We start from the raw sequence: 23,051 nt of genomic DNA on the forward strand, positions 1-23,051 counted from the left end.
TTCAGGCTCCCTGAGCAAAGCGTGCATTATAGGCGCAAAGCCCTGCGGCAACGGCGGTGAGATCAAGGCCGTTGACGGCGACAGCCTCGTCGATCAGTCCGGCCGGAACGTCCGCTGCGCCATTCCAGGCCGCGGCAACAGAGCCGGCGATCATCGCAATCGTGTCACTGTCATTGCCGCCATTGACGGCGGCAACGATCGCGCCCCAGGCCGACCCCTTCGCTGCCTTGACCAGGCCGAAGGCATGCGGCACGGCCTCGGCCATGGCAACACCGTTACCGACCACTTCGGTCAGTTCGGAACGCGCCGCCTCGATATCACCCGCGTAACGTTCGGCTATTTCGAAGGCGAGTTCAATGCGGCGGATGACGCCGGTTCCGCCGACAATGCGGCCGGTTTTCAACGCTTCCGCCTCGCCAAGCCGCGCGGCTTCAAGCGCTGCATCTTCCAGCGACATGCGGCGATCTGCAGCAAGCCCGACGGCGATCGCACCGGCAACGGCCGAAGCACCCGAATAGGCGATCTGGGTATTGTGGGTCGGCGCTGAGAGCAGGCAGGCCAGCCGCACCGCCTCGTCCAGATTGCCCGCAGCCGCACTTCCGGCGGTTGGCGCCCGCATGGCGCCGCCATTGGAGGTGCCAAACATGCAGGAATAGGCGGCGGGTGTGGCGACATCTTCAGCCCTCGCGCCCGCACGCATGGCTTCCACGGCGATGCGGGTCGTCGGACCGGCGAATCGCTGGAACATTTCCTCATCATTCGACCAGTCGATGAAGCCGGCAATTGCATCGTCGGGACCGGCCGGCCGGTCGAGCGCGATCAGCCGCCGGGCCATGGCCAGCATCTGGGTTGCATCATCCGTCAGTCGTCCCGGCGCCAGGCCCTTGGCGAAGGGCGCATGTTCCGGCGGCTGGCGATAGGTCACGACCGGACCGCCAAAGACCTCACAGATCAGTGCCGGATACATGCATTCCGTCGCAGCGCCCAGCGCATCGCCAACGCAGGCGGCGGCCAGTACCGCTTCGATTTTCTGGGCCAGATCCGAACTCATGATACTGCATTCTCCCTGTCGCGCAGCCGTTCGGCTGCCTTGTCATATTCACATTTTCCGGTTTCGAGGAAATGGGCGGAACAGGCCGTTGCCTGTCGCAGTGCCCTCTCGAAGGCGCTTCCGCGGCGCAGCGCGGTTGCGAGGCCGGCGAGAAAGACATCGCCGGCGCCAGTGGTGTTTTTCGGCCTCACCTTCAGCGCAGTGACGGTCTGGACCGCTCCATCGGCGAAAGCGATCAGCCCTTCGGCTCCAAGCGTCACGATCGCCCGGCCCGCGCCTTTCTCAACGAGTGTTTGCGCCAGCGTACTGGCGGCGTCCTCAAGGTCTGCCGTCACGGAATTGCGCTTCATCCAGGCTTCAAGCATCTGCCTGTTGGTCACGGCGATATCGGTCTGAGGCAGGACGCGCTCCAGAGCATCCCAGCCCCAGCGTTCGATCTCAGGCAGTTCGAGATCGATCATCCGCGACAGGCCGAGCGGCTCGGCCCGGGCAAAGATGGCCGCGACGGCTTCGGGATGGAAAAGATTGGCAATGACGGTATCGCCCGGCTGAAGCTCCACTTTGGTTCCGATTGCCTCAAGCGCTTCGATCCGCATCGGATCGATCAGGATCGCCTTTTCGCCGGTTCGATCAACGATGATCAGCGCCGAAGCCGTGGCGGCATCGGCCTCCACTTCGACCGCCTCGGTCGACAGATCATGATCCGCAAGCCACTGCATCAGCTTGGTGCCGTCGCCATCATCACCGATGGTGGAAACGAGGCGGGCATCTTCGCCAAAACGCGACAGGGCAAAGGCACAGTTCAGCGGAGGCCCGCCAGCCCGTTCGTCCTTTTCCTTGATGAAGGCTTTCTCGTCATGGCCAGGCAGATCATCGACCGTCAGAATACGGTCGAGCACCAGCGGCCCGAGGCAATAGACTGCACCCTTGGTCATGCGGCCTCCAGCTTCTGTCCGGTCTTTGCATCGAAAAGCAGAGGTGCGGCATCGGCAATGCGAATATGCGCAGGCGCGCCGAACTGCGGCGGCTTTTCGCGCGATGGCACCGCGAGACGGTGTTCACCGAGAGCGACGTGAACGAGCCATGCCCCGCCGATATATTCGCTGGAATGGACCTCGCCCGAAACCGTTCCATCATCGGCCGCATCGGCAAAGGACAGGCGGTCGGAGCGAAGACCGAGCAGCAGCGACCGGCCGGGCGCCGCATCAACGGCGCGCCGGAGCGCAGCCGAGGGCGCAAATGCGGCCCCTCCAAGCGTGAGACCGCCGTCCTGCGCCTTTTCCACCGGCAGAAGGATCGCCGGCGGATTGCCGACGAAGGTGGCGACGAAGGCGGAAGCGGGCTGCTCGTAGATGGTCTCGGGGCTGTCATGCTGCAGCACATAGCCGTTCGCCATGACGGCAACCCGGTCAGCCATGCTCATGGCCTCCTCCTGATCATGGGTGACCATGACCGTGGTGAGCCCGATACGCTCGTGAAGCTCGCGGATATCGACGCGCACGCTCTTGCGCAGCACCGCATCGAGATTGGATAGCGGCTCATCAAGAAGCAGAAGCTTCGGCCGGATCACCAATGCACGGGCAAGCGCCACGCGCTGCTGCTGACCGCCGGAAAGCGCGTTGGGCATGCGCGCGGAAAGCCCGTGCAGCTTGACCAGATCGAGCGCTTCGGCGACCCGGTCATCGGCCTCTTGCCCCTTGATCCCGCGCATATCGAGGCCGAAACGGATATTCGCATCGACGCTCATATGCGGAAACAGCGCATAGGACTGGAACACGATGCCGATATCGCGCTTGAAGGTCGGGATCGCATCAAGCCCCGCGCCGGCCAGCGCCATCGTGCCCTGGGTCGCCTTTTCAAGCCCGGCAATGATCTTCAGAAGCGTGGTCTTGCCGCAGCCAGACGGGCCCAGAAGCGCAAGGAACTCGCCCTTGCGGACCGAAAGCGAAACGCTTTTCAGCGCCGGCTCGGCTCCGCCATAATTCTTCATCACCTTGGAGATGACCAGGTGATCGGGCGCGTGTTTTTCAGCCATTCGCATCCTCCCGGTGCAGGCGGGCAAGCGCCTTCAGGCCCACGGAAATCGCCGCCGTCTGGCCGGAACCGGACTTGTGCAGCTCACCGGTCACGACATTGTCGCCGACTGAGCAGACTGCACCGCCGCGTCGGCCGTAAAGGCTGCATAGCGTCAGGATTGCTGCACTTTCGCGGTCCGTGTTGAGGATGCCGGCCCGGCTCCAGTAATCGATGATGCCTTTATGATCATCTTGAAGATAGCCGCCCGGCCCCGGCTTGCCCCAGCCGCAATATTCGCTGTCGCCGGAACGGGTGATGCCGATGTGATAGGGATGGCCAACTGTATCAGCGGCAGCCTTCATGGCCGCAACCACCTGCCAGTCGGCAATCGCCGGATATTCCATCCGCACATGCGCCTTGGTCATCCCCTCATCGCGCACCGCGCCGGACGAGATCACGACATCGCCGACGCCGACTTTCGGGCTCCATGCGCCACAGCCGCCAATGCGGATAACCGTGGTGCAGTCGGTGAAATTGAACAGATCCATCAGCGCCAGTTCCGCTTCCGGCGAACCGGAACCACCGGAAACAACGGTGACCGGCGAGCCCTCATAGGTCCCTGTGATCGAGGTGAACAGCCCGGTTTTCGCGGCAAGCTCAGGATTGTCGAGGGCAGAGGCGAGAGAATCCTCGGCTGCGCCATCGCCGACCACCAGCGGATCGGCAACGGCCAGCACCACATAAGGCGCGATCCGGTCACGCTTGAAGCCCGTCAGAAGCGGAATACCGTCACGCACGAAATGCGGCATGGTTTTCGTATATTTATATTCTTCAGACATTTATATGACTTTCTTTACAGTCTGCGTGACCATTTGAACAGAAATTCACCGATCAAGGCGGCAACGAGGATGAAGGCGACGATGGCGGAGCCGATTGCCAGCGTAATCGGATCAATGCCCTGGCTTCTGAGCTGGGCGTAGAGGCGCACCGGAAAGGTGATCCAGCGCGCGCCGGCAATCAGCGAAGAAACGATGACATCGTTGAAGGAGATCAGCAGCGAGAATGCTGCGGATGACACAAGGCCCGGCATGGCGAGCGGCAGGGTGATGCGTCCGATCACCCGCATCGGAGAGGCGCCAAGCGTTGCCGCGGCCTGTTCCAGCAGCGGATCGAGATCGGCAAAGGTCGAGACCATGATGCGCACGGTGAAGGGCATGGTGATAACCGCATGCGCCAGTACCAGCGCCGGCAGCGTGCCGGACATGCCAAGCTTTGAATAGATCTGCAGCAGCGCGATCGCCCAGACAATCAGCGGCAGCACCAGCGGCGTCATCAGGATCGCCTCGATGATCCGCCCGCCTGCCGGTTTGAAGCGCACCAGCGCGAAGGCGGCAAGGCCACCAAAGATGACCGAGACGAAACCCGCCAGCACGGCGACGATCAGGCTGACGGACAGCGCACTCTTGTATTCACGGCTCTCAAGGGCTGCCTGATACCAGCGCAGCGAATAATCCTTCGGCGGAAAACGGAAGAAACTGGCGTCATCGAAGGAGGCGAAGATCAGCACGGCAATCGGCGCCAGCAGGAAAATGAAGGCAAGGATGGTCCACAGAAAGCGGGCCGAGACGGCGAATCCATAGGTTTTCATGCCGTTACTCCCGTTTCAGCGGAAACCGGGTCGGGTTTGCGCGCAAGAAGCTTCGAAAGCGCCGAGCCGATGCCGAGACCGATCGCCAGAAGCGCAAGCATGACAACGGCAATCGCCGAGGCAAACGGCCAGTCCAGCACCAGCGAGGCCTGTTGATAGGCCATGGTGCCGAAGGTGGCGATCTTGCCCTGGCCGAGGATCTGCGGCGTGACGAAGGAGGTGAGCGACGCGCAGAAGACCAGCACCGAACCGGCGACGACGCCGGGCGCAATCAGCGGCAGGATAACACGGCGCCAGACGACAGGCATCGGTGCGCCAAGCGTGGCCGCCGCCGCCTCGACATCCTTCGGCAGGTGCGACAGCGCATTGACCAGCGGCAGCAGCATCAGCGGCAGAAAGGCCTGAACAAGGCCGATGACGACGCCGGGTACCGTGCCGAGAAACTTTATGCTGGATCTGATCAGCCCCATCTCCTTCAGGACCGAATTGACGACACCAAGCGGGCCGAGAAGATGCAGCATGCCAAGCGATGGCAGCAGCGCGCCGGAGACGAGCGGCACCAGAATCAGCGCCAGAAGCAGACCTTTCGCCCGGCCGGCGCTGACGGCGATCTGACGGGCGACAGGCAATGCGATGATGAGGCACAGAATGGTCGCAAGCGCGCTGAGCCAGAGCGTGCGGAAGAACACCTCGGCGAAATAGCTGTCGGAAACGAGGCGCGCATAATTGGCGAGGCTGAAGCCATCAGCCATCAGCAGCGATCCCTCGCCGCGCACCTTGAAGGAGGTCACGACCAGCCAGAGGAAAGGCAGCAGGAAAACGCCCCCGGAAAGAATGAGGGCCGGAGCCAGAAGAAGCGTGGCGCGTCTGTTCATCGGCATCACAATCGAAAAATCTTGAAGGGCATGAGCGCCCGCCGCACGGGGGATCTGCGCGGCGGGCCGTTCAGGAACTTTTCAGGCCGGGATTACTGGCCGAGAAGGTCCTTGTTCCAGCGCTGGGTCCAGTCGCTGCGCTGGCTGATGACATAGGGCCAGTCGAGCTGAACCAGGCTGTCGACCTCTTCCGGCGTGTCGATCACATCGGCAGATACCGTTTCAGGCAGCTTCACATTCTTGTTGGTCGGGCCGAAATAGATCTGTTCGGCGTAGTCTGTCTGGTTCTTCACGCCGAGCGCCTTTTCGGCAAACATCTTGGCCAGTTCCGGCTCGGGCGAATTCTTGACCAGGCACAGCATGTCGCGCACCAGAACCGGACCCGGATCGGTCGGGAAGGAGAATCCGATATCGGGATGTTCCTTCAGCGCAGAGAGCACATAGCCCGAGATCATCGGCGCCATGACAACTTCGCCGGCATCCATCATCGCAAAGACCTCGTCCAGATTGGTGTAGGTCATGGCGATCGGCTTCAGCTCTTCAAGCTTGGCGAAAGCGGCATCGGGATCATGCTCATCGGCTCCGGCAAGGCGGGCGGCAACGCCGATCAGGCCATCACCTTCCGAACCCGGATACTGCGAAACGGCGATCTTGCCGTTATATTGCGGATCCCACATATCCTTCCATTCCGGCGGATGGTCGACCAGCGTCTTGTTATAGGCAATGCCAAGGCCGACCAGAGACATGGCGTAGCAGCCATTGTTCATGCCATCCCAGATGTTCTTGTACATGTCGCTGTCCGGATCGGGCGCGTCGACGACACCATCGGCCAGAGCCTGCGGTGCCTCATACATGTTGAGGAAGGCCACATCCATGGTCGGATTGTCCTTCTCGGCATAGATGCGGGCCATACGGTCGCCCGTGCCGCCAAGCACGAATTCGACCTTGGCACCGGTTTCCTTTTCAATCGGATCGGCGGCATTCTCGCGCAGCAGACGTTCGATATCGCCGCCCCATACGCCGACAACCAGCGTGTGACCGGAATAGTCTTCAGCCGCAAAGGCGCTGACGGCCGAAAGGCCGATCGTGCCGGCCAGAAGCATGCTCGTGAGAGACTTCAGCATGGTGGATCATTCCCCTTGTTTGTTTTGATCGGGTTACCCCGGCGCATGGAACGCAGCGAGCCAGATGCAGCGACAGATCGGGGCCGCGGACATGTCTGGCTGGCGCTCTCCGGATCCGATTAAACGGCAGGAATTGACAAACCATAAGTCCCTTGAGGCTAATACAGTCTATTAGTCCAGACGAATGGGTTCAGGCGAAGTTTCACTTGAAGGAACGGTATCGAATTCGCTTATCTCTTGAGCAACCCGGCGCAGCAATTTTCGGAACCACTGATTGCCGGGCGAGAGATGCGACCTTTCATGCCACAGCGTGTAGAAACTCATTTTCGCCAGTTCCTCGGGCGCCGCCACAATGGTGAACTTGCCAGACAGAGCCATCTGTTCGGCAAAGGGGCGCGAACTGGTGAACACGAGATCGGTGCGCTCCAGCATATGCGGCACCAGCGTGAACTCGGCCACCGACATGGCGATGTTGCGCTTCACATCCAGCTGCGCCAGCTGTCCGTCGATCGGGCTGATGGCCGGGCTGGTATGCGGCGTCGGCGACAGATGGTCCAGCGTCAGATAGTCCTCGAGGCCGATGCGATGCCGTCCCGCCAGCGGGTGATCATTGCGCATCACCAGCACGATATCGGTTTCCAGAAGCGGGGCGAAACGCAGATAGTCACGCGGGGTCGGCCAGTTGCCGATGACGAGATCGAGCTTGCCGCTTTCCAGCTCGGAGAAAATCTCGCTCTCTTCCGGGATAGAGCAGAAATCAAGCGGCATCATCGGCGCTTCGCGGCGCACCAGTTCGGCAATGCGCGGCATGAAGAAGGTGCCGAGACAATTGGCGGCGTAAACGCGGAAGCGCCTGTTGTAATGCGCCGGATCGAAGCTTTCGCCACTATCGGCGAGCGCATCGATATCCTGAAGGATCCGCGCCACCTGCCCCCTTATGCGAAGTCCCTTTTCCGTCGGGATCAGTCTGACCCCGCTTCTGACAAGCAGCGGATCGCCCAGAATTTCGCGGAGGCGCTTCAGCGAGAGCGATATGGACGGCTGGCTCTGCCCGAGGATGGTGGCGGTTCTGGAAACACTGCACTCATCCATAAGAACATTCAGAATGCGCATCAGGCGCAGATCAAGACCATGGTCGCCGGCAAGATTTGCCATGAGACATGCTCCCTTTTTCATCAAAGGGTTTCACAATGCCGGCGCGCGGCCCACCACAGGCGCCCCGACGGCGCAATAATCATCCCCGTCTTTGACAAAAGCAAGCTTTGTGCCACGCAGCACAACATGACATCGCAATGGAGAATGAAATGGCAATCCTGATCAGGAACGGTCTCGTCATAGACCAGTCGCTTCCCGAACATCCCTTCACGCGCGGCGACCTGCTGATCGACGGTGACCGGATTGTCGCCCGCGGAGCGGATCTTTCAGAACGTGCCGCCGGCTTTGCCGATCTCGAGACAATCGACGCCAGCGACAAGCTCGTCATGCCCGGCTTCATTGATGCCCATATGCATTCCAATGAAGGTTTCGAGATGGGCCGCTATGACAACCTGCCGCTCGAAATCTGGCTCTCGGAAGTCTATCCGCCGCTTTTTGCAAATCAGATGTCCTGGCGTGACCATTATCTGCGCGCCATGCTGGTGGCGATCATTTCGCTGAGATCCGGCGTCACCACGCTGCAGGACGATGTGATCAACATTTCCGGCACACCGGACGCCGTCGATGCAACGGCAACCGCCTTTCGCGATGTCGGTCTGCGCGGCTGGATCACCGCGTCGATGTGGGATGAGAGCTATTGCAACAGCCTGCCCTTCATCGGCGATCTGGTGCCGGCAGAGCTGAAAGCCCGGCTTGAGGCGACGCCTGCGCCGGACTGGAAGGCGCAGATCGAACTGTTCGAGGAACTGTCGAAGAACTGGCACGGCAAGGACAACATGCGCATCATTCTCGGTCCCTGCGGGCCGCAGCGCTGCTCCGAGCGTCTGCTGCAGGAGGTCGCCAGCCTGTCCGAGGCGCGAAACCTTCCCGTTCACTGCCATGTTCTGGAAACCAAGACGCAGGCCGTGACCGGCCAGGAAAAATACGGCCGCACGCTGGTCGAATTCCTCAAGGATATGGGCTTGATGACCCATCGCCTGACGATGAACCACGCCATCTGGCTGACCGACAGCGACATTGCCACCATGGGCGCTGCCGGATGCTCGACCACCCACAATCCGCTCGCCAATCTCAAGCTCGGCTCAGGCGTGTCCCCGGTCCGCAAGATGATGAAGGCGGGCGTCAATGTCGCGCTCGGCTGCGATGGCGTTGCCTCCGCCGATACCGCCGACATCTTCGTCGCCTTCAAGGTTGCCGCTGGCCTGCACAAGATCGGCACATTCGACTACAACGACTGGATCTCTGCCCATGACGTCTATGACATGGCAACGACATCCGCTGCCCGGACCAGCCTGATGCAGGAGGACGTCGGCACGCTGGCGGAAGGCAAGCTCGCCGACATCATCCTCATGGACAGGAATGACTGGGGCTTCATGCCGCTGCATGATCCGATCAAGAAGATCGCCTTTTCGGTCAATTCGGACGTGGTGACCCATTCCATCGTCGGTGGCAAGGTTGTCATGCGTGACCGAAAGCTCACCGCCATCAGCGAAGATGATCTGCGCGGCGAGATCGCTGAAGCGGCTGCCCGCTTTGAACGCGACATCTGCCCGGCCATGAGCAAGGGCGCCGCCGATGTTCGTCCCTATCTCGACCAGATGTATGCTAAGGCGACGGAACGCGCGCTGCCAATCCATCCGCGCGTCAACAGCTGAACAAAATCCGGGCAGGACGCGTGCAACTGCGCGCCCTGCCGCATAAGGAGAACATCTATGCGCATCGCCGTTATCGGCGCCGCCGGCATGATCGGCCACGCGCTCACCCGCGAACTACTGACGGCAGGCCGAATCAAAGATCAGGTGATCGATCAACTGATTCTCTGCGATATCCGCCCGCCGGAGCCCGGATTTGACGACGGACGGGTCACGCAGGTGCTCGGCGATGCCGCAGACAGTCGCATTGTCGAGACCGTGCTGGCCTCACGCCCGGAGATGATTTTCCACGTTGCCGCCACCGCCATGGGACAGGCTGACCGTGACTTCGCGATCGGCTATCACATCAATTTCGACACGGTGCGCGCGCTTGCCGAAGGCCTCAGAAAGGCGGGCAGCAGCTATTGCCCGCGGCTGGTCCACGCATCCTCGATCGGCGTGTACGGCGCGCCCTTTCCGGCTCTGATCGAGGACGATACCATGCCGCGTCCCGACAGCTCCTATGGGGCGCAAAAGCTGATGAGCGAGACCCTGATTGCCGACTATTCGCGCATGGGGTTTCTCGATGGAATCTGCCTCCGGTTGCCGACAATCGCCGTCCGCCCCGGCGAAGCAACACATGGCAATTCAGGCTTCTTCTCCAACATCATAAGGGAACCTCTTCATAATCGACATGCGGTTCTTCCTGCCTCCGATGACGTGCGCCACTGGCTGGCCTCGCCGAAAACGGCTCTCGCCCAGCTGATCCATGCCGCAGCGCTTCCAGCCCCGGCCCTGACGGCGTGCCGCGCCCTCACAATGCCCGGAGTTTCGGTGACGGTCGGCGCGCTGCTGGAGGCGCTCGGCGCGGTGGCCGGCGAACACGGCGTGTCGCTGGTAAAACGTCAGACCCCTCCTTCTTATGAGGCGCGCGACTTCCCGCAGCGCTTTGCCGCCGGCCGGGCTCGGGCGCTCGGATTTCCGCTTTTCGAGCGCACCGCATCCGATCTCGTTCAGGACTATATCGCGACACACGATGTCAGCCAAAACCCTGACAGATAGATACTTTTTCACCGGATCGCTTGCAGAACACATAAGGAACAGATATAGTCCGTTCCGTATTTGTTTCGAATTGGTGGTGACCACAAATGCTGACGCGCAAGCAACAGGAACTGCTTTTATTCATCCATGAACGGATGAAAGAGACGGGGATCCCTCCGTCCTTCGACGAGATGAAGGAAGCCCTTGATCTTGCCTCCAAGTCGGGCATCCATCGCCTTATCACAGCGCTGGAGGAACGTGGCTTTATCAGACGCCTGCCCAACCGGGCGCGGGCACTGGAAATCCTGCGCATGCCGGAGAGCTATGTTGCCAGCCAGCAGCCCCGTCGCGGCTTTTCACCCAGCGTGATCGAAGGCAGCCTCGGCAAAAAGACAGAAAAGCCGGAGGTCAAGGCAGCATCCGTTCCTGAGAATGTGGCTCAGGTGCCGATCATGGGACGGATCGCCGCCGGTGTGCCGATCTCGGCCATTCAGGAAAATACGCATGATATCGCCGTGCCGGCGGAAATGCTCGGTACGGGCGAACATTATGCGCTGGAGGTTCAGGGCGATTCGATGATCGAAGCCGGCATTTTCGACGGTGATACGGTCATCATCCGCAATGTGAACTCTGCCACGCCCGGCGACATTGTCGTTGCCCTCGTCAATGACGAGGAAGCGACCCTGAAGCGGTTCCGCCGCAAGGGGGCTTCCATTGCGCTGGAGGCGGCCAATCCGGCCTATGAGACCCGGATTTTCGCCGCCGATCAGGTCAAGGTGCAGGGCAAACTTGTCGGGCTTATCCGGCGCTACCACTGAAGCTGACATCGGCAGGGAGTGGTGATGGCGTCGCAAAGGACCGCGAATGCCAGTCATAGAGACGGTGCTGCTGCCATGCACGGGTGATATTGCTGATCGCGGGCGTCACGGAAAAGCGAATGCAGCCGGATCGCTGCAGGCTGGATTTGCCCCCGTCGCAGCTGAAACTGTTGCCTGTCTTGCGGTCATCGCCGAAGGGTCGTTCCGAATAGGCATTCCGGTCGGTGGCTCCTTGTGCATCAATGCTTCGCGGTTTGGCGCCTGCAGGATCGGGCGCCGCGGCCTTAGTCGTCTGCAATGCCGCGGAGACGGAATTGGCTTTCGGCGCGACGCGATCGAGACGCAGAGCACCGGCCTGGCGCAGCAATGACGGCGTGACGAGAAAGCTGCCCGAACGGCAGCGGTCAAATCCGGGATTGCGGGTTGTGATGATGATCTCGGCGTGATCGCAGGCCGTCTGGGCATAGGCTTTATGACCCGTAATTACAGCAACGGCCGGGCCGTCGGGCGTGACGGCGATACACCATGTCTTGTCGCGGCAGACGAAGCGGCCGATGGTTCTGCGCGCCTCATTGAGGGTTTCATCCATCTCGCGTCCGGCGGCGGCAAACTGGTCGGCGGCAAGCGGCGCGTCGGCATCGGGAACGGCCGTCTCGGCCTTGGTTGTGAGCGGGTCGACCGCCTTTTTCAGCCGCAGCGCCTGCTGCCATTGGTCATAGATGAAGGATGGCGGGCGGCTGCGGCTGAGGCTCGGTACCCGATCCGAGACAATCGCGACCAGACTGGCATTCTCTGCGATCAGAATGGCGGTCTGATCGGGTGGGCGCGTCAATACGAACAGCAGCATTGATGCTGCGATTGGCAGCAGCCCAAGCCAGCGCAATCTGGTCTTGAGGAAGACCGCGATGACAAAGCCGGCGCTGAACAACAGCAGAAAGCCCCGTGGCGGCTGCCCGGTATTGATCATTCCACCCAGCGCGTCGACATGCCGGGCGATGGAAATCACGACGTCAAGCCCCTTGCCCATCAGGATGAGGAAGGGCGCATCGAGGCCAAAGGGCATGGTAAGCATTGCCATCAGCCCGGCCGGCATGACGATCAGCGTGATGACCGGCATCGCCAGCAGATTTCCGAGCAGACCATAGGGTGCCGCGCGGTGAAAGTGCTCAAGCGCATAGGGAGCAGTCGACACACCGCCGATCAGGGATGTCAGCATGATGCCGCCCAGAAATGCGATCGGCAGCTGGACATAGGCCGGAAGTCTTGCCAGCCCCTCCCCGCGTTCCGCCGTGCGGCCGACCCAGAGGCCGTAACCGGAAATCAAGGCTGCGGTTGCGGCAAACGACATTTGCAGGCTTGGCCCCAGCACTTCGGAAGGCCAGAAGAAAAGGACGATGATCGCCGCCACGGCAACATTGCGCAGGCTGAGCGCCGCGCGATCGAAGATCGCCGCGATCAGCATGATGGCCAGCATGATGAAGGCACGGCGGGCAGAGACCTGCATGCCCGATATCGCCAGATAGAGGGACGCCGTGCACAAGGCACCGCCAGCCGCGATCTTCTTGGTGGCGACGGCTTCGGCGAAGCGCGGAAATAGCGCAAAGCCGATCCTGAGACTGGCGAAGAATATGCCGGCAGCCAAAGCCATGTGCAGACCGGATATCGCGATCACATGTGCAAGCCCGGCATTGCGCAGCGCATTCAGTGTCGTGTCGGCCATGCCGCGCCGTTCGCCGATGATGATCGCATTGGCGAAAGCCCCTGATTCGCCGGGTAGAACCGCTCGAACGCGTTCGCCGATGGCATCACGCAATTGTTCGATCGCCAGCGCCATCCGCCGCGCTAATCCATCGGTTGCAGCAATATCATGGGCAAGCTGCGGCGGCCCATAGAAGAAACCGATGGCACCGATGCCGTCAAAATAGGACAGGAAGGCGAAATCGACGAGCCCGGGCAAAGCCGGCCCCGAAGGCGGCGACAGCCGCGCCGTGCCGCTGATGACACTGCCGACAGCAAAGCCTGCCGCATCGCCGCCCCGCGCCACCAGCGTGAGGCGTTCGGGCGGCCGCTGAATGACAGGATCATCCGTCTTGAGCAACTGGATCTGATAGCGCCAGCTCGTCTCTCCCGTTCGCTCGCGCGCTTCGATCTGACCGGTGACATGGGTCGTGACCGTTGAATCGAGCACGGTCGTTGATCGGCGTGCCGTTTCGAGCTGAGCCAGCAAGCCGCCCGCCAGAAACAGCGCCACGGCCGCGGCGGCAAAGGCCAGAGCACGTCGGGAATAGCGCAGACTCACCGCGGCCAATGCCGACAGCAATGTCAGCAGGATGAGACTGATGAGCCCGGGCGAGAAAGGCCGTGCCAGCCACCACGCAGCGCCAGCGCCGATGAAAACCGGCGAAAACAGGAAGGCGCGGCCATGGGCGCTTTCGTCAGCCAGTGATGACGCGACGAAACGACGCGCTCTGGCAATCTGGCGCAAGAAAATATCTGAGAAAAGCGGCCTCTGGCGCAATGGATGATGGGGCAGCTGCTGGCTCTCCGAGGCAGCCTCCGTACGGTTCCCCCCGCGATTTTCGCCCCCATTTGCCGGGCGTTCCCACGTCAGATCGCTCAGCCAGGCATCACGTTCATCCATAGCGCGTACCCATCACATGTTTCAACGCTGCATCGTGACGCGTCAATCGGGCTTTTGCAATCGTTGCAGATGGCGCCCTTGATAAAAATCCTCTTTTCAGACCGGCAAAAAACTTGCTAAACGCAACTATCAAAGATCAATTGCGCTGCTTTATCGCCCTTTGGGTGGCTTGGCAGCGTCCTCTCGATCAGATAGCTAGTTATTATAATCCATGAATATTCAGCAGGCGCTGTCAGCCTGCCAGTTTGGAGGATAGTATGACGGAAACGAACACGCTGAAGCTCGCCGACAAGGATCTCGAGCTCACGGTAGAATCCGGCACGTTCGGCCCCAAGGTCATCGACATCAACGCGCTGTACAAAGAAACGGGCATGTTTACCTATGACCCGGGTTTCACCTCGACGGCGTCGTGCAAATCGAAGATCACCTATATCGATGGTGACGAAGGAATCCTGCTGCATCGCGGTTATCCGATCGAGCAGCTGGCCGAAGATGCCGACTTCCTGGAAGTCTGCTACCTGCTGCTTTACGGTGAACTCCCCACCGCAACGCAGAAGAAGGATTTCGACTTCCGCATTACCCATCACACGATGATCCATGAGCAGATGACGCGTCTGTTCTCCGGCTTCCGTCGTGATGCACACCCGATGGCCATCATCTGCGGCGCTGTTGGCGTCATGTCGGCCTTCTACCACGACTCGATCGACATCTCCGATCCGCGCAAGCGCATGATTGCCAGCATGCGCATCGTCGCAAAGATCCCGACGATCGCCGCGATGGCGTACAAATATTCGGTTGGCGAGCCCTTCATCTACCCGCGCAATGATCTCGATTACGCTGCCAACTTCCTGCATATGTGCTTTGCCACGCCGTGCGAGGAATACAAGGTCAATCCGGTTCTGGCCCGCGCGCTCGACCGCATCTTCATTCTCCACGCCGATCACGAGCAGAACGCCTCGACCTCGACCGTCCGTCTGGCCGGTTCGTCGGGCGCGAACCCGTTCGCCTGCATTGCAGCCGGTATTGCCTGCCTGTGGGGTCCGGCGCATGGCGGCGCCAACGAAGCAGCCCTCAACATGCTGCAGGAAATCGGCTCGGTTGACCGTATTCCGGAATTCATCGCCCGCGCCAAGGATCGCAATGATCCCTTCCGCCTGATGGGCTTTGGCCACCGCGTCTACAAGAACTATGACCCGCGCGCCAAGATCATGCAGAAGACCTGCCATGAAGTGCTGACCACGCTCGGCATCAAGGATGATCCGCTGCTCGACGTCGCGATGGAACTCGAAAAGATCGCTCTGACCGATCCCTATTTCATCGAGAAGAAGCTCTACCCGAACATCGACTTCTATTCCGGCATCACGCTGAAGGCGCTGGGCTTCCCCACGACCATGTTCACCGTTCTCTTCGCTCTGGCCCGTACCGTTGGCTGGATCGCCCAGTGGAGCGAAATGATCGAAGATCCGGAACAGCGTATCGGCCGTCCGCGCCAGCTTTACACCGGTGCTCCGAAGCGCGATTTCGTTCCGATCAGCGAACGTTGATCAGAACCGCATTCTTGAAAAAGGCCGGCGCCATGCCGGCCTTTTTTGTTTGTGTCCGGCCCGACGAAACGAACTGAGCCAGCAGAAACGCGATACAAAAAACCCGCCGGAGCAAACCGGCGGGTTTTTCGCAACCGCTGATGCGGTCAAAATTGCTGGCCTTAATTGCCGGTCGTTGCCGGAGCGGCCGAACCGGTCGCGCTCTGCTGGGCCTGCTCAATCTTCTTGCGACGATCATCGGCCATCTTCTTGACCGATTCGTCGAGATTGCGCTGGCTCTCGACCAGATCAGGCTGGCTGATCGGATCGCCGTCATTGGCAGCGGTGAAACCGCTCAGCGTGACTTCCACCGGATTGGGCTGCCCGCGGAAATTGACAGATGTGAAGGTAACCTTGCCGCCCTTTTTCAACGCATTGACGAGATCGTCCGTCAGCTGCGCATGTGCAACGCACTTGTCGCTGGTGCAGATGGCATAGGGAAGCGTGACCGGCTTGTTGTTGTCGATCTGCATGGCAATGCCGGCCGGAATGGCGCGGAACGTCGGAACCGTGACTTCCAGGATGCGCTGATTCTGTGCGCCCGTCGCTGTGATGAGGCCAACGGCCGTCAGAATCTGACCATTGTCAGCGCGTGCAATGTTCTGGACAACGCAGACATTGACATCGCCAGCCGGGTTGCAGGTCTTGAACCAGCCCCGAGCCGGAGCGCCGCCCTGTGCAGCAGCCGGGGCCGGAGCCGCCTGCTGTTCCTGAGCCGAAGCCCCCGTCGCAGCCAAACCGGCAATCGCGAAAACGCAAAGCGCGACATGCTTCATTTTATTGGCTCGTGAAAGCATGAAAATTCTCTCCTAGTCTTCTGCAATCAGATCAATTTGATTTGACCATGACGTGGCATTGTTACCGAATTGCGGCAACCTTCGCCGCAAAGTCACTCTCTGATAGCCTTGGATATCACACAGAGAAAGCCCCGATCGCAGAAAAATGCGCGTTAAAGCGGAAAATGCGTTTGATATTTCCGTCCTGCAGATCGTCATGATACGCTTGCGAATGTCATTATTAATACAAGGTGAATCGATGCGTCCCGGTGTTCCGCTGATTCTGGCCCTCCTGCTTTCTAGCCCGGCACTTGCCGATCCGCTTTATGGCATCGCCATGCATGGCGATCCTGCCCTGCCTGCCGATTTCCAGCATTTTCCATACGTCAATCCGGACGTCAAAAAGGGCGGTGAAATCACCTATGGTGTCATCGGCTCGTTCGACAGCCTCAATCCCTTCGTCATCAAGGGCATGCGGTCTTCAGCGCGCGGAACGTGGGAAGAACAGTTCGGCCATCTCATCTATGAGCCGCTGATGGAGCGCTCGCGCGACGAACCCTTCACGCTTTACGGTCTTCTGGCCGAATCGGTCGAATGGGATGAAGCGCGAAGCTATATCCAGTTCAACCTCAACCCGGACGCCAAGTGGTCCGATGGCCAGCCCGTGACACCGGAAGACGTCATGTTCACCTTCAAGCTTCTGGCGGAGAAGGGCCGCCCGCCCTATTCCAACCGGCTGAAACTGGTCGACAAGATGGAAAAGGTCGGCGCGCATTCGGTGAAATTCACCTTCAACGAGAATGCCAACCGCGAGACGCCGCTGATCTTCGCGCTGATGCCGGTCTTTCCCGAACATGCGACCAATGCCGACACGTTCGATACGGATACGATGGCGATGCCCGTCGGCTCCGGGCCCTATCTCATCGACAAGATCGAGCCCGGTCAGCGCATCGTCTACAAGCGTAATCCGGATTACTGGGGCAAGGATCTGCCGTCCAAGGTTGGTGTCGACAACTACGACAAGATTACGGTCGATTATTACCTTCAGGATTCCTCGCTGTTCGAGGCCTTCAAGAAGGGTGATGTCGATGTCTATCTCGAATCAGATACGAGCCATTGGGATCGCGCCTATGATTTCCCCGCCGTCAGCGACGGCAAGGTGGTCAAGGATGTGTTTCACCCCAGGACACCAACCGGCATGATGGGTTTCGTCTTCAATACGCGGCGGCCGATTTTCGCTGACGAGAGGGTGCGTGAGGCGCTCTCGGACGTGTTCGATTTCGAATGGGTGAACAAGACGCTGTTCAGCAATGCCTATCAGCGCACCGAAAGCTTCTGGCAGAATTCCAGCCTCGGCGCCTATGGCAACAAGGCCAGCGATCATGAGATCGCGCTTCTGGGCGATGCCGCCAAGACCATGGACCCTGCTTTGCTCGACGGCACCTATGCCATGCCGGTGACCGATGGCTCGGGCGCTGACCGCAAGGTGCTGGGTGCGGCGGTGAAGGAACTGGCTGCCGCCGGTTACACGATCCAGAACGGCAAGATGATCGGTCCGGACGGCAAACCGCTTTCCTTCGAGATCATGACCACCAACGAGCTGACGGAAAAACTGGCTCTCGCCTATCAGCACTCACTCAATCTGATTGGCGTCAATCTCGATATCCGCACGGTCGATGACGCGCAGTATCAAAAGCGGCTGAACACATTCGACTACGACATGGTCGTTCTGGCAGCCCCGGGATTTTATTACACATCATCCCTGTCTCCGGGGTCGGAACAGATCTATCGCTGGTCCTCGCAGTCGCGCGATATGGAAGGGTCCTTCAATTTCGCCGGCGTTGACAGCCCCGATGTCGACCATCTGATTGACTCGATGGTGCAAGCCAAATCAACGGAAGATTTCGAGGATTCCGTTCGGGGCCTCGATCGGTTGCTGGTAGCCGGCCATTATGTTCTGCCGCTCTATCACGATGATGGCCAGCGGGTCGCACGCTGGGCGGATATCGAGCATCCCGAAGAAACGCCGATTTACGGTTTCCAACTGCCGACCTGGTGGGATAAGACCGCGCAGTAATGTGCTGCCCCGCGTGGCGGCAGACGACCGTCTGTCGCCGCGCCCGAACAGAAAGGAACGGCATGAAAACCGTCACCGTTGACGCCATTATCGATGTCGTCTGCCCTTGGTGCTATCTGGGCAAGGCCCGCCTCGACAATGCGATCCGTTCGCTCGGCGATGAAGCTGAGGTTGTTGTGCAGTGGCGCCCTTTCGAGCTTGATCCCACCGTGCCGAAAGAAGGCGTCGACAATCAGGCGATGCTGGCGGAAAAACTCGGCTCGGCCGAGCGCCGCGACGAGATGCATGCCCAGCTGACCGAGATGGGCAAGGCCGAGGGCATTGAATTCCACTTCGAGCGTATCTTGATCCGGCCGAACACCTTCGACGCGCATCGTCTGTTGCTCTGGGCCCATACCGAAAGCATCACGCTGCAGAATGATGTGATCGACCGGCTCTATCGTGCCAATTTCACCGAAGGCCGCAATATTGGCGACCACGGCGTGCTGGCGGATATTGCCGCCGAAGCAGGCATGGACCGTGAACTGGTGATGCGGCTGCTGGCCAGCGATTCGGATGTCGATATGGTCCGCCACGAGATCGACAACGCCAACGAGATGGGCGTCACCGGCGTGCCTTTCTTCGTCTTTGACGGACGTTTCGCCGCAAATGGTGCCCAGCCCGTCGAGGTCTTCAAGGATGTGCTCGGCCAGCTGGCCGCTGCCTGAAGCAAAAGCCGGGGCGTCAGGCCCCGGCGATCTTTGCCAGCTTCGACATGATGATGGCCGCCTGGCCGAGACGCTTTTGCGGCGTCGGCAGGTCGCGGTTGAAATAGACGCTCTGATCGGCGCGGATCTTGGTCGACACGCTTTCCGAAGCGATCAGCTGCACCAGCCCGGCCGGATTCGGGAATTCGGCATTGCGGAACTGGACGACAACGCCCTTTGGCCCGGCATCGAGCTTTTCGACATTGGCGATGCGGCAGAGCGACTTGATATAGACCACCTTCAGCAGTGACTGCAGCTCTTCCGGCATTGGCCCGAAACGGTCGATCATCTCGGCGCCGAAAGCATCGATGTCGCGCGCGTCCGACAATTCGCCGAGCCGGCGGTAAAGCCCCATGCGCAGATTGATATCCGGCACATAATGTTCCGGGATCATCACCGATGTGCCGAGCGCGATCTGCGGCGACCAGTCGGCGGAGCCGAAATCCTCATCACCCTTGGCTTCGGCCACGGCTTCTTCCAGCATCTGCTGATAGAGCTCAAAGCCGACTTCCTTGATATGGCCAGACTGCTCCTCGCCGAGCAGATTGCCCGCCCCACGAATATCCAGATCGTGGCTTGCCAGCTGGAAACCGGCGCCAAGCGTGTCGAGCGACTGCAATACCTTCAGCCGGCGCTCGGCCGTATCGGTAAGCTTCTTCTTCACCGGCAGGGTGAAGAGCGCAAAGGCGCGGATCTTGGAACGGCCGACACGGCCACGCAGCTGATAGAGCTGAGCGAGACCGAACATATCGGCGCGGTGCACGACCAGCGTATTGGCGGTCGGCACATCGAGGCCCGATTCGACAATGGTGGTCGACAGCAGCACATCATACTGGCCGTCATAAAAGGCATTCATGATGTCTTCGAGTTCACCGGCGGCCATCTGGCCATGGGCAACCGCGACCTTCAGCTCCGGCGCATTCTCGCTCAGGAAGTCCTGAACCTCGGCCAGATCAGCCAGACGCGGGCAGACATAGAAACTCTGGCCGCCGCGATAATGCTCGCGCATCAGCGTCTCGCGAATCACCAGCGGATCGAAGGGGGAGATGAAGGTTCTGACCGCCATGCGGTCGACCGGCGGGGTGGTGATCAGCGACAACTCGCGAACGCCGGTCATGGCGAGCTGCAGCGTGCGCGGGATCGGCGTTGCCGACAGCGTCAGCACATGAACATCGCTCTTCAGCTCCTTCAGCCGTTCCTTATGCTTGACGCCGAAATGCTGCTCCTCGTCGATGATCAGCAGGCCGAGATTGGCAAATTTGATCGATGACCCAAGCAGCGCATGGGTGCCGACCACCACGTCGAGCTTGCCATCGGCGAGATCCTTCTTGGTCTGCGCCAGCGCCTTGCCGGATACCAGGCGCGAGGCTTGGGCAAGCTTGATCGGCAGCCCGCGAAAGCGCTCGGCGAAGGTCTTGTAGTGCTGGCGGGCCAGAAGCGTCGTCGGCACGACGACGGCAACCTGCACGCCGTTCATGGCGGCAACAAAGGCAGCGCGCAACGCGACTTCCGTCTTGCCGAAGCCGACATCGCCGCAGACGAGCCGGTCCATAGGCCGGCCGGCGGCAAGATCTTCCCGCACCGATTCGATCGCGTTGAACTGGTCTTCCGTTTCCTCATAGGGGAAACGGGCGGCAAATTCGTCGTAAAGACCTTCCGTGGTCGTCAGGGCCGGCGCCGAGCGCGTCGTCCGCTTGGCGGCAATGGCAATCAGCTGATCGGCCATATCCAGCAGCCGCTTCTTCAGCCGTGCCTTCTTCGCCTGCCAGGCACCGCCACCCAGCCGGTCAAGCGGTGCTTCGGTGCCTTCCGCGCCATAGCGCGACAGAAGCTCGATATTTTCGACTGGCAGAAACAGCTTTGCCTCATCGGCATAATGCAGTTCGAGGCAGTCACGCGGTGCGCCTGCCGCCTCAATGGTGCGCAGGCCGACAAAACGGCCAATACCGTGCTCGACATGGACGACCAGAACGCCCTCTTCGAGACCGGAGACTTCCGAGATGAAATCGGCCGCACGCTTGCGCCGTTTCGACTTGCGGATCAGGCGATCGCCGAGAATATCCTGCTCGCCGATGATGACGAGATCGCCGGTCGCAAAACCCGCTTCAAGATTGAGAACAGCACTCGCCGCCTCGCCCTTGTCGAGACGCTTCATATCCTTCAGCGCCTTGACCGGCTTGATCCGCTCAAGCCCGTGTTCCTGCAATACCTGCAACAATCGGTCGAGCGAACCCTCCGACCAGCCGGTAATCAGCACTTTCGCGCCATCGGAGCGCTTTTCGGCGATGTGCTTCACGGCCTGTTCGAACACATTGACGCGTGGCTCGCCTTCCGCTGCCGGTGCATCGCTCTTGACCGCCCAGCGTGGGCCGGCATGGGCCTCAACGGACAGAACCGGTTTGCCGAGTGATGATGGCTCGTTGAAGGGCGACAGCCGGATCGAACCACGCGAATCAAGGCCCGCGCCAAACTGGCCGTCGCTGAGATAGGCAAGCTCGGGCGGAACCGGCTTATAGGGAGCCGCCTGACCGACCGATCCTGCGGTCAGATTTTCTGCGCGTGCACTGTAATAGTCGCGGATCAGCGTATAGCGCTCGGCGGCAGCTTCGCGGGCGGTGTGATCACAAAGAAGGGTGAAATCATCGAGATAATCAAACATCGTCTCGAGATTTTCATAGAAAAGCGGCAGCCAGTGCTCCATGCCGGCATAACGCCGGCCTTCGGAAATCGCCTGATAGAGTGCGTCATCGCGATTGGCGGCGCCGAACATGCTGAGATAGTTCTTGCGGAAGCGCGAAATGGTCTCATCGCTCAGCGCCACTTCACTCATGGCATTCAGTTCCAGCGACGTGACCGTACCGGTGGATCGCTGACTTGCCGGATCAAAGGCACGGATGCTTTCCAGCGTATCGCCGAAGAAATCCAGCCGGACGCCATTTTCGGATCCCGGCACGAAAATATCGAGAATACCGCCTCTGACAGCAAATTCGCCCACCTCACGCACGGTCGGGACACGTTCAAAACCCGCCTGACCCAGCCGGTAGATGATCGTGTCCATCGAGATCACCTGACCGGCGCGGGCCGAAAGGCCAAGCGTCTTGACGATCTCGGCCGGCGGCAGTTTCTGCAGCATGGCGTTGACGGTGACCAGCAGGATCATCGGATAGGGCTTTTGCCGCCGCATGGCGAGCGCCGAAAGCGTCGACAGCCGTTCTGCGGCCGTTGCAGAGCCCGGAGACACCCGGTCATAGGGCAGGCAGTCCCAGGCTGGCAGCCGCATCACCGGGATGTCCGGTGCAACGAAGGACAGCATCTGCTCGAAATCGGCAATCCGCTGCCCGTCAGACATGACAAAGGCGACGGCTTTTCCGGCGCGCGCCATTTCGGCCAGAACAAGCGGTTCAGTGCCAGGCACGGCATTGGCAATGGTAACGGCTCCGGTCAGGCCATCGAGTTTTTTCGGGTTAAATCCGGCGATCATGTCGTGTCGTATCAGACTTTCACCACCGGATCGAAATCCGGCTTGTAGGCTGCAATTTCTTGAAAGAGCGGGATCTGCAGATGTTCCGGCACGGGTCTCGCGCCATTGATCCAGTTGATCAGATCATTGTCCTCTTCGGCCATGATCATCTCGAAGAGATCGAGCGTCGCCTCGTCCATGGTCTCAAGCCGTTCTTCGGCAAACTGGCCGAGGATCAGGTCCATCTCGCGGATACCGCGATGCCAGCAGCGAAAAAGCATGCGGCGGCGGCGCGGCTCGAGATCGGCACTGGTGCGTTTCAACCCTGTCATGTTCAAAACCTTCCCTGTTGGAATTCTCTATATCGTCTCGTTTCGCGCTTGTCAGCCTTGTCAAAAGCGTCTTGTCA

The 23,051-nt window shown here is 60.3% G+C and carries 18 protein-coding genes; 6 read left to right on the forward strand and 12 right to left on the reverse strand.

Features of this window, described 5'->3' with window-relative positions; all coding sequences use genetic code 11:
• Position 1 precedes the first annotated feature (1 nt).
• From HCK86_RS17775 to HCK86_RS17810, 8 genes are all read right to left on the reverse strand, one after another.
• Positions 2-1,051, reverse strand: coding sequence for an ADP-ribosylglycohydrolase family protein (locus HCK86_RS17775; RefSeq protein WP_176085831.1), 1,050 nt, complete (start codon positions 1,049-1,051; stop codon positions 2-4).
• On the reverse strand, positions 1,048-1,986 hold the full coding sequence (locus HCK86_RS17780; protein ID WP_176085832.1) for a PfkB family carbohydrate kinase: 939 nt from the start codon (positions 1,984-1,986) through the stop codon (positions 1,048-1,050). Before HCK86_RS17780 ends, HCK86_RS17775 begins: the two co-directional genes overlap by 4 nt.
• A complete protein-coding gene (locus HCK86_RS17785; RefSeq protein ID WP_176085833.1) occupies positions 1,983-3,086 on the reverse strand; it encodes an ABC transporter ATP-binding protein in 1,104 nt (367 codons plus the stop codon). The genes HCK86_RS17780 and HCK86_RS17785 overlap by 4 nt, the downstream gene beginning before the upstream one ends.
• On the reverse strand, positions 3,079-3,906 hold the full coding sequence (locus HCK86_RS17790; protein WP_176085834.1) for a nucleoside phosphorylase: 828 nt from the start codon (positions 3,904-3,906) through the stop codon (positions 3,079-3,081). Before HCK86_RS17790 ends, HCK86_RS17785 begins: the two co-directional genes overlap by 8 nt.
• A 14-nt stretch (positions 3,907-3,920) precedes the next feature.
• Complete coding sequence (locus HCK86_RS17795; RefSeq protein WP_176085835.1) at positions 3,921-4,715, reverse strand: ABC transporter permease; 795 nt, start codon at positions 4,713-4,715, stop codon at positions 3,921-3,923.
• Complete coding sequence (locus HCK86_RS17800; protein WP_176085836.1) at positions 4,712-5,590, reverse strand: ABC transporter permease; 879 nt, start codon at positions 5,588-5,590, stop codon at positions 4,712-4,714. Before HCK86_RS17800 ends, HCK86_RS17795 begins: the two co-directional genes overlap by 4 nt.
• A gap of 92 nt (positions 5,591-5,682) precedes the next feature.
• A complete protein-coding gene (locus tag HCK86_RS17805) occupies positions 5,683-6,714 on the reverse strand; it encodes an extracellular solute-binding protein (protein WP_176085837.1) in 1,032 nt (343 codons plus the stop codon).
• Between the two features lie 171 nt (positions 6,715-6,885).
• Positions 6,886-7,869, reverse strand: a complete 984-nt coding sequence (locus tag HCK86_RS17810) for a LysR family transcriptional regulator (RefSeq protein WP_246739663.1) — start codon at positions 7,867-7,869, stop codon at positions 6,886-6,888.
• A 149-nt stretch (positions 7,870-8,018) separates the two neighbouring features.
• Here HCK86_RS17810 and HCK86_RS17815 point away from each other — a divergent pair, with 149 nt between their 5' ends.
• The 3 genes from HCK86_RS17815 to lexA all read left to right on the forward strand — a co-directional run bounded on the left by HCK86_RS17815 (position 8,019) and on the right by lexA (position 11,359).
• The gene (locus tag HCK86_RS17815; RefSeq protein WP_176085838.1) at positions 8,019-9,524 is read left to right on the forward strand and encodes an amidohydrolase; all 1,506 of its coding nucleotides are present in this window, start codon (positions 8,019-8,021) and stop codon (positions 9,522-9,524) included.
• A gap of 57 nt (positions 9,525-9,581) precedes the next feature.
• Positions 9,582-10,562, forward strand: a complete 981-nt coding sequence (locus HCK86_RS17820; protein WP_176085839.1) for an NAD-dependent epimerase/dehydratase family protein — start codon at positions 9,582-9,584, stop codon at positions 10,560-10,562.
• A gap of 86 nt (positions 10,563-10,648) precedes the next feature.
• Positions 10,649-11,359 (forward strand): transcriptional repressor LexA, encoded by a 711-nt coding sequence (gene lexA, locus HCK86_RS17825; protein ID WP_176085840.1) that lies wholly within the window; start codon positions 10,649-10,651, stop codon positions 11,357-11,359.
• On the opposite strand, the gene HCK86_RS17830 is transcribed toward lexA, so the two are convergent.
• Entirely contained in the window at positions 11,340-14,000 is a 2,661-nt protein-coding gene (locus tag HCK86_RS17830; RefSeq protein ID WP_176085841.1) for a ComEC/Rec2 family competence protein, read from the reverse strand. The genes lexA and HCK86_RS17830 overlap by 20 nt on opposite strands.
• A gap of 257 nt (positions 14,001-14,257) precedes the next feature.
• Between HCK86_RS17830 and gltA the strand changes: the two genes are divergently transcribed.
• Positions 14,258-15,544 carry a citrate synthase gene (gltA, locus tag HCK86_RS17835; RefSeq protein WP_176085842.1) on the forward strand — a complete coding sequence of 429 codons (1,287 nt, stop codon included), beginning with the start codon at positions 14,258-14,260 and terminating at the stop codon, positions 15,542-15,544.
• Positions 15,545-15,705: 161 nt separating this feature from the next.
• Here the strand turns inward: gltA and HCK86_RS17840 are convergent, their stop codons facing one another.
• The gene (locus HCK86_RS17840) at positions 15,706-16,380 is read right to left on the reverse strand and encodes an invasion associated locus B family protein (RefSeq protein ID WP_176085843.1); all 675 of its coding nucleotides are present in this window, start codon (positions 16,378-16,380) and stop codon (positions 15,706-15,708) included.
• A gap of 238 nt (positions 16,381-16,618) precedes the next feature.
• Between HCK86_RS17840 and HCK86_RS17845 the strand changes: the two genes are divergently transcribed.
• Both HCK86_RS17845 and HCK86_RS17850 read left to right on the forward strand, forming a co-directional pair.
• The gene (locus HCK86_RS17845) at positions 16,619-18,436 is read left to right on the forward strand and encodes an extracellular solute-binding protein (protein WP_176085844.1); all 1,818 of its coding nucleotides are present in this window, start codon (positions 16,619-16,621) and stop codon (positions 18,434-18,436) included.
• A 62-nt stretch (positions 18,437-18,498) separates the two neighbouring features.
• Complete coding sequence (locus tag HCK86_RS17850) at positions 18,499-19,143, forward strand: DsbA family oxidoreductase (RefSeq protein ID WP_176085845.1); 645 nt, start codon at positions 18,499-18,501, stop codon at positions 19,141-19,143.
• Positions 19,144-19,159: 16 nt separating this feature from the next.
• Here the strand turns inward: HCK86_RS17850 and mfd are convergent, their stop codons facing one another.
• Entirely contained in the window at positions 19,160-22,663 is a 3,504-nt protein-coding gene (gene mfd / locus HCK86_RS17855) for a transcription-repair coupling factor (RefSeq protein ID WP_176085846.1), read from the reverse strand.
• An 11-nt stretch (positions 22,664-22,674) separates the two neighbouring features.
• Positions 22,675-22,974, reverse strand: a complete 300-nt coding sequence (locus tag HCK86_RS17860; protein ID WP_141147135.1) for a succinate dehydrogenase assembly factor 2 — start codon at positions 22,972-22,974, stop codon at positions 22,675-22,677.
• Between the last annotated feature and the right edge of the window lie 77 nt (positions 22,975-23,051).

This window comes from Martelella sp. HB161492, assembly GCF_013184775.1.
In the GTDB taxonomy this organism is placed as follows: Bacteria; Pseudomonadota; Alphaproteobacteria; order Rhizobiales; family Rhizobiaceae; genus Martelella.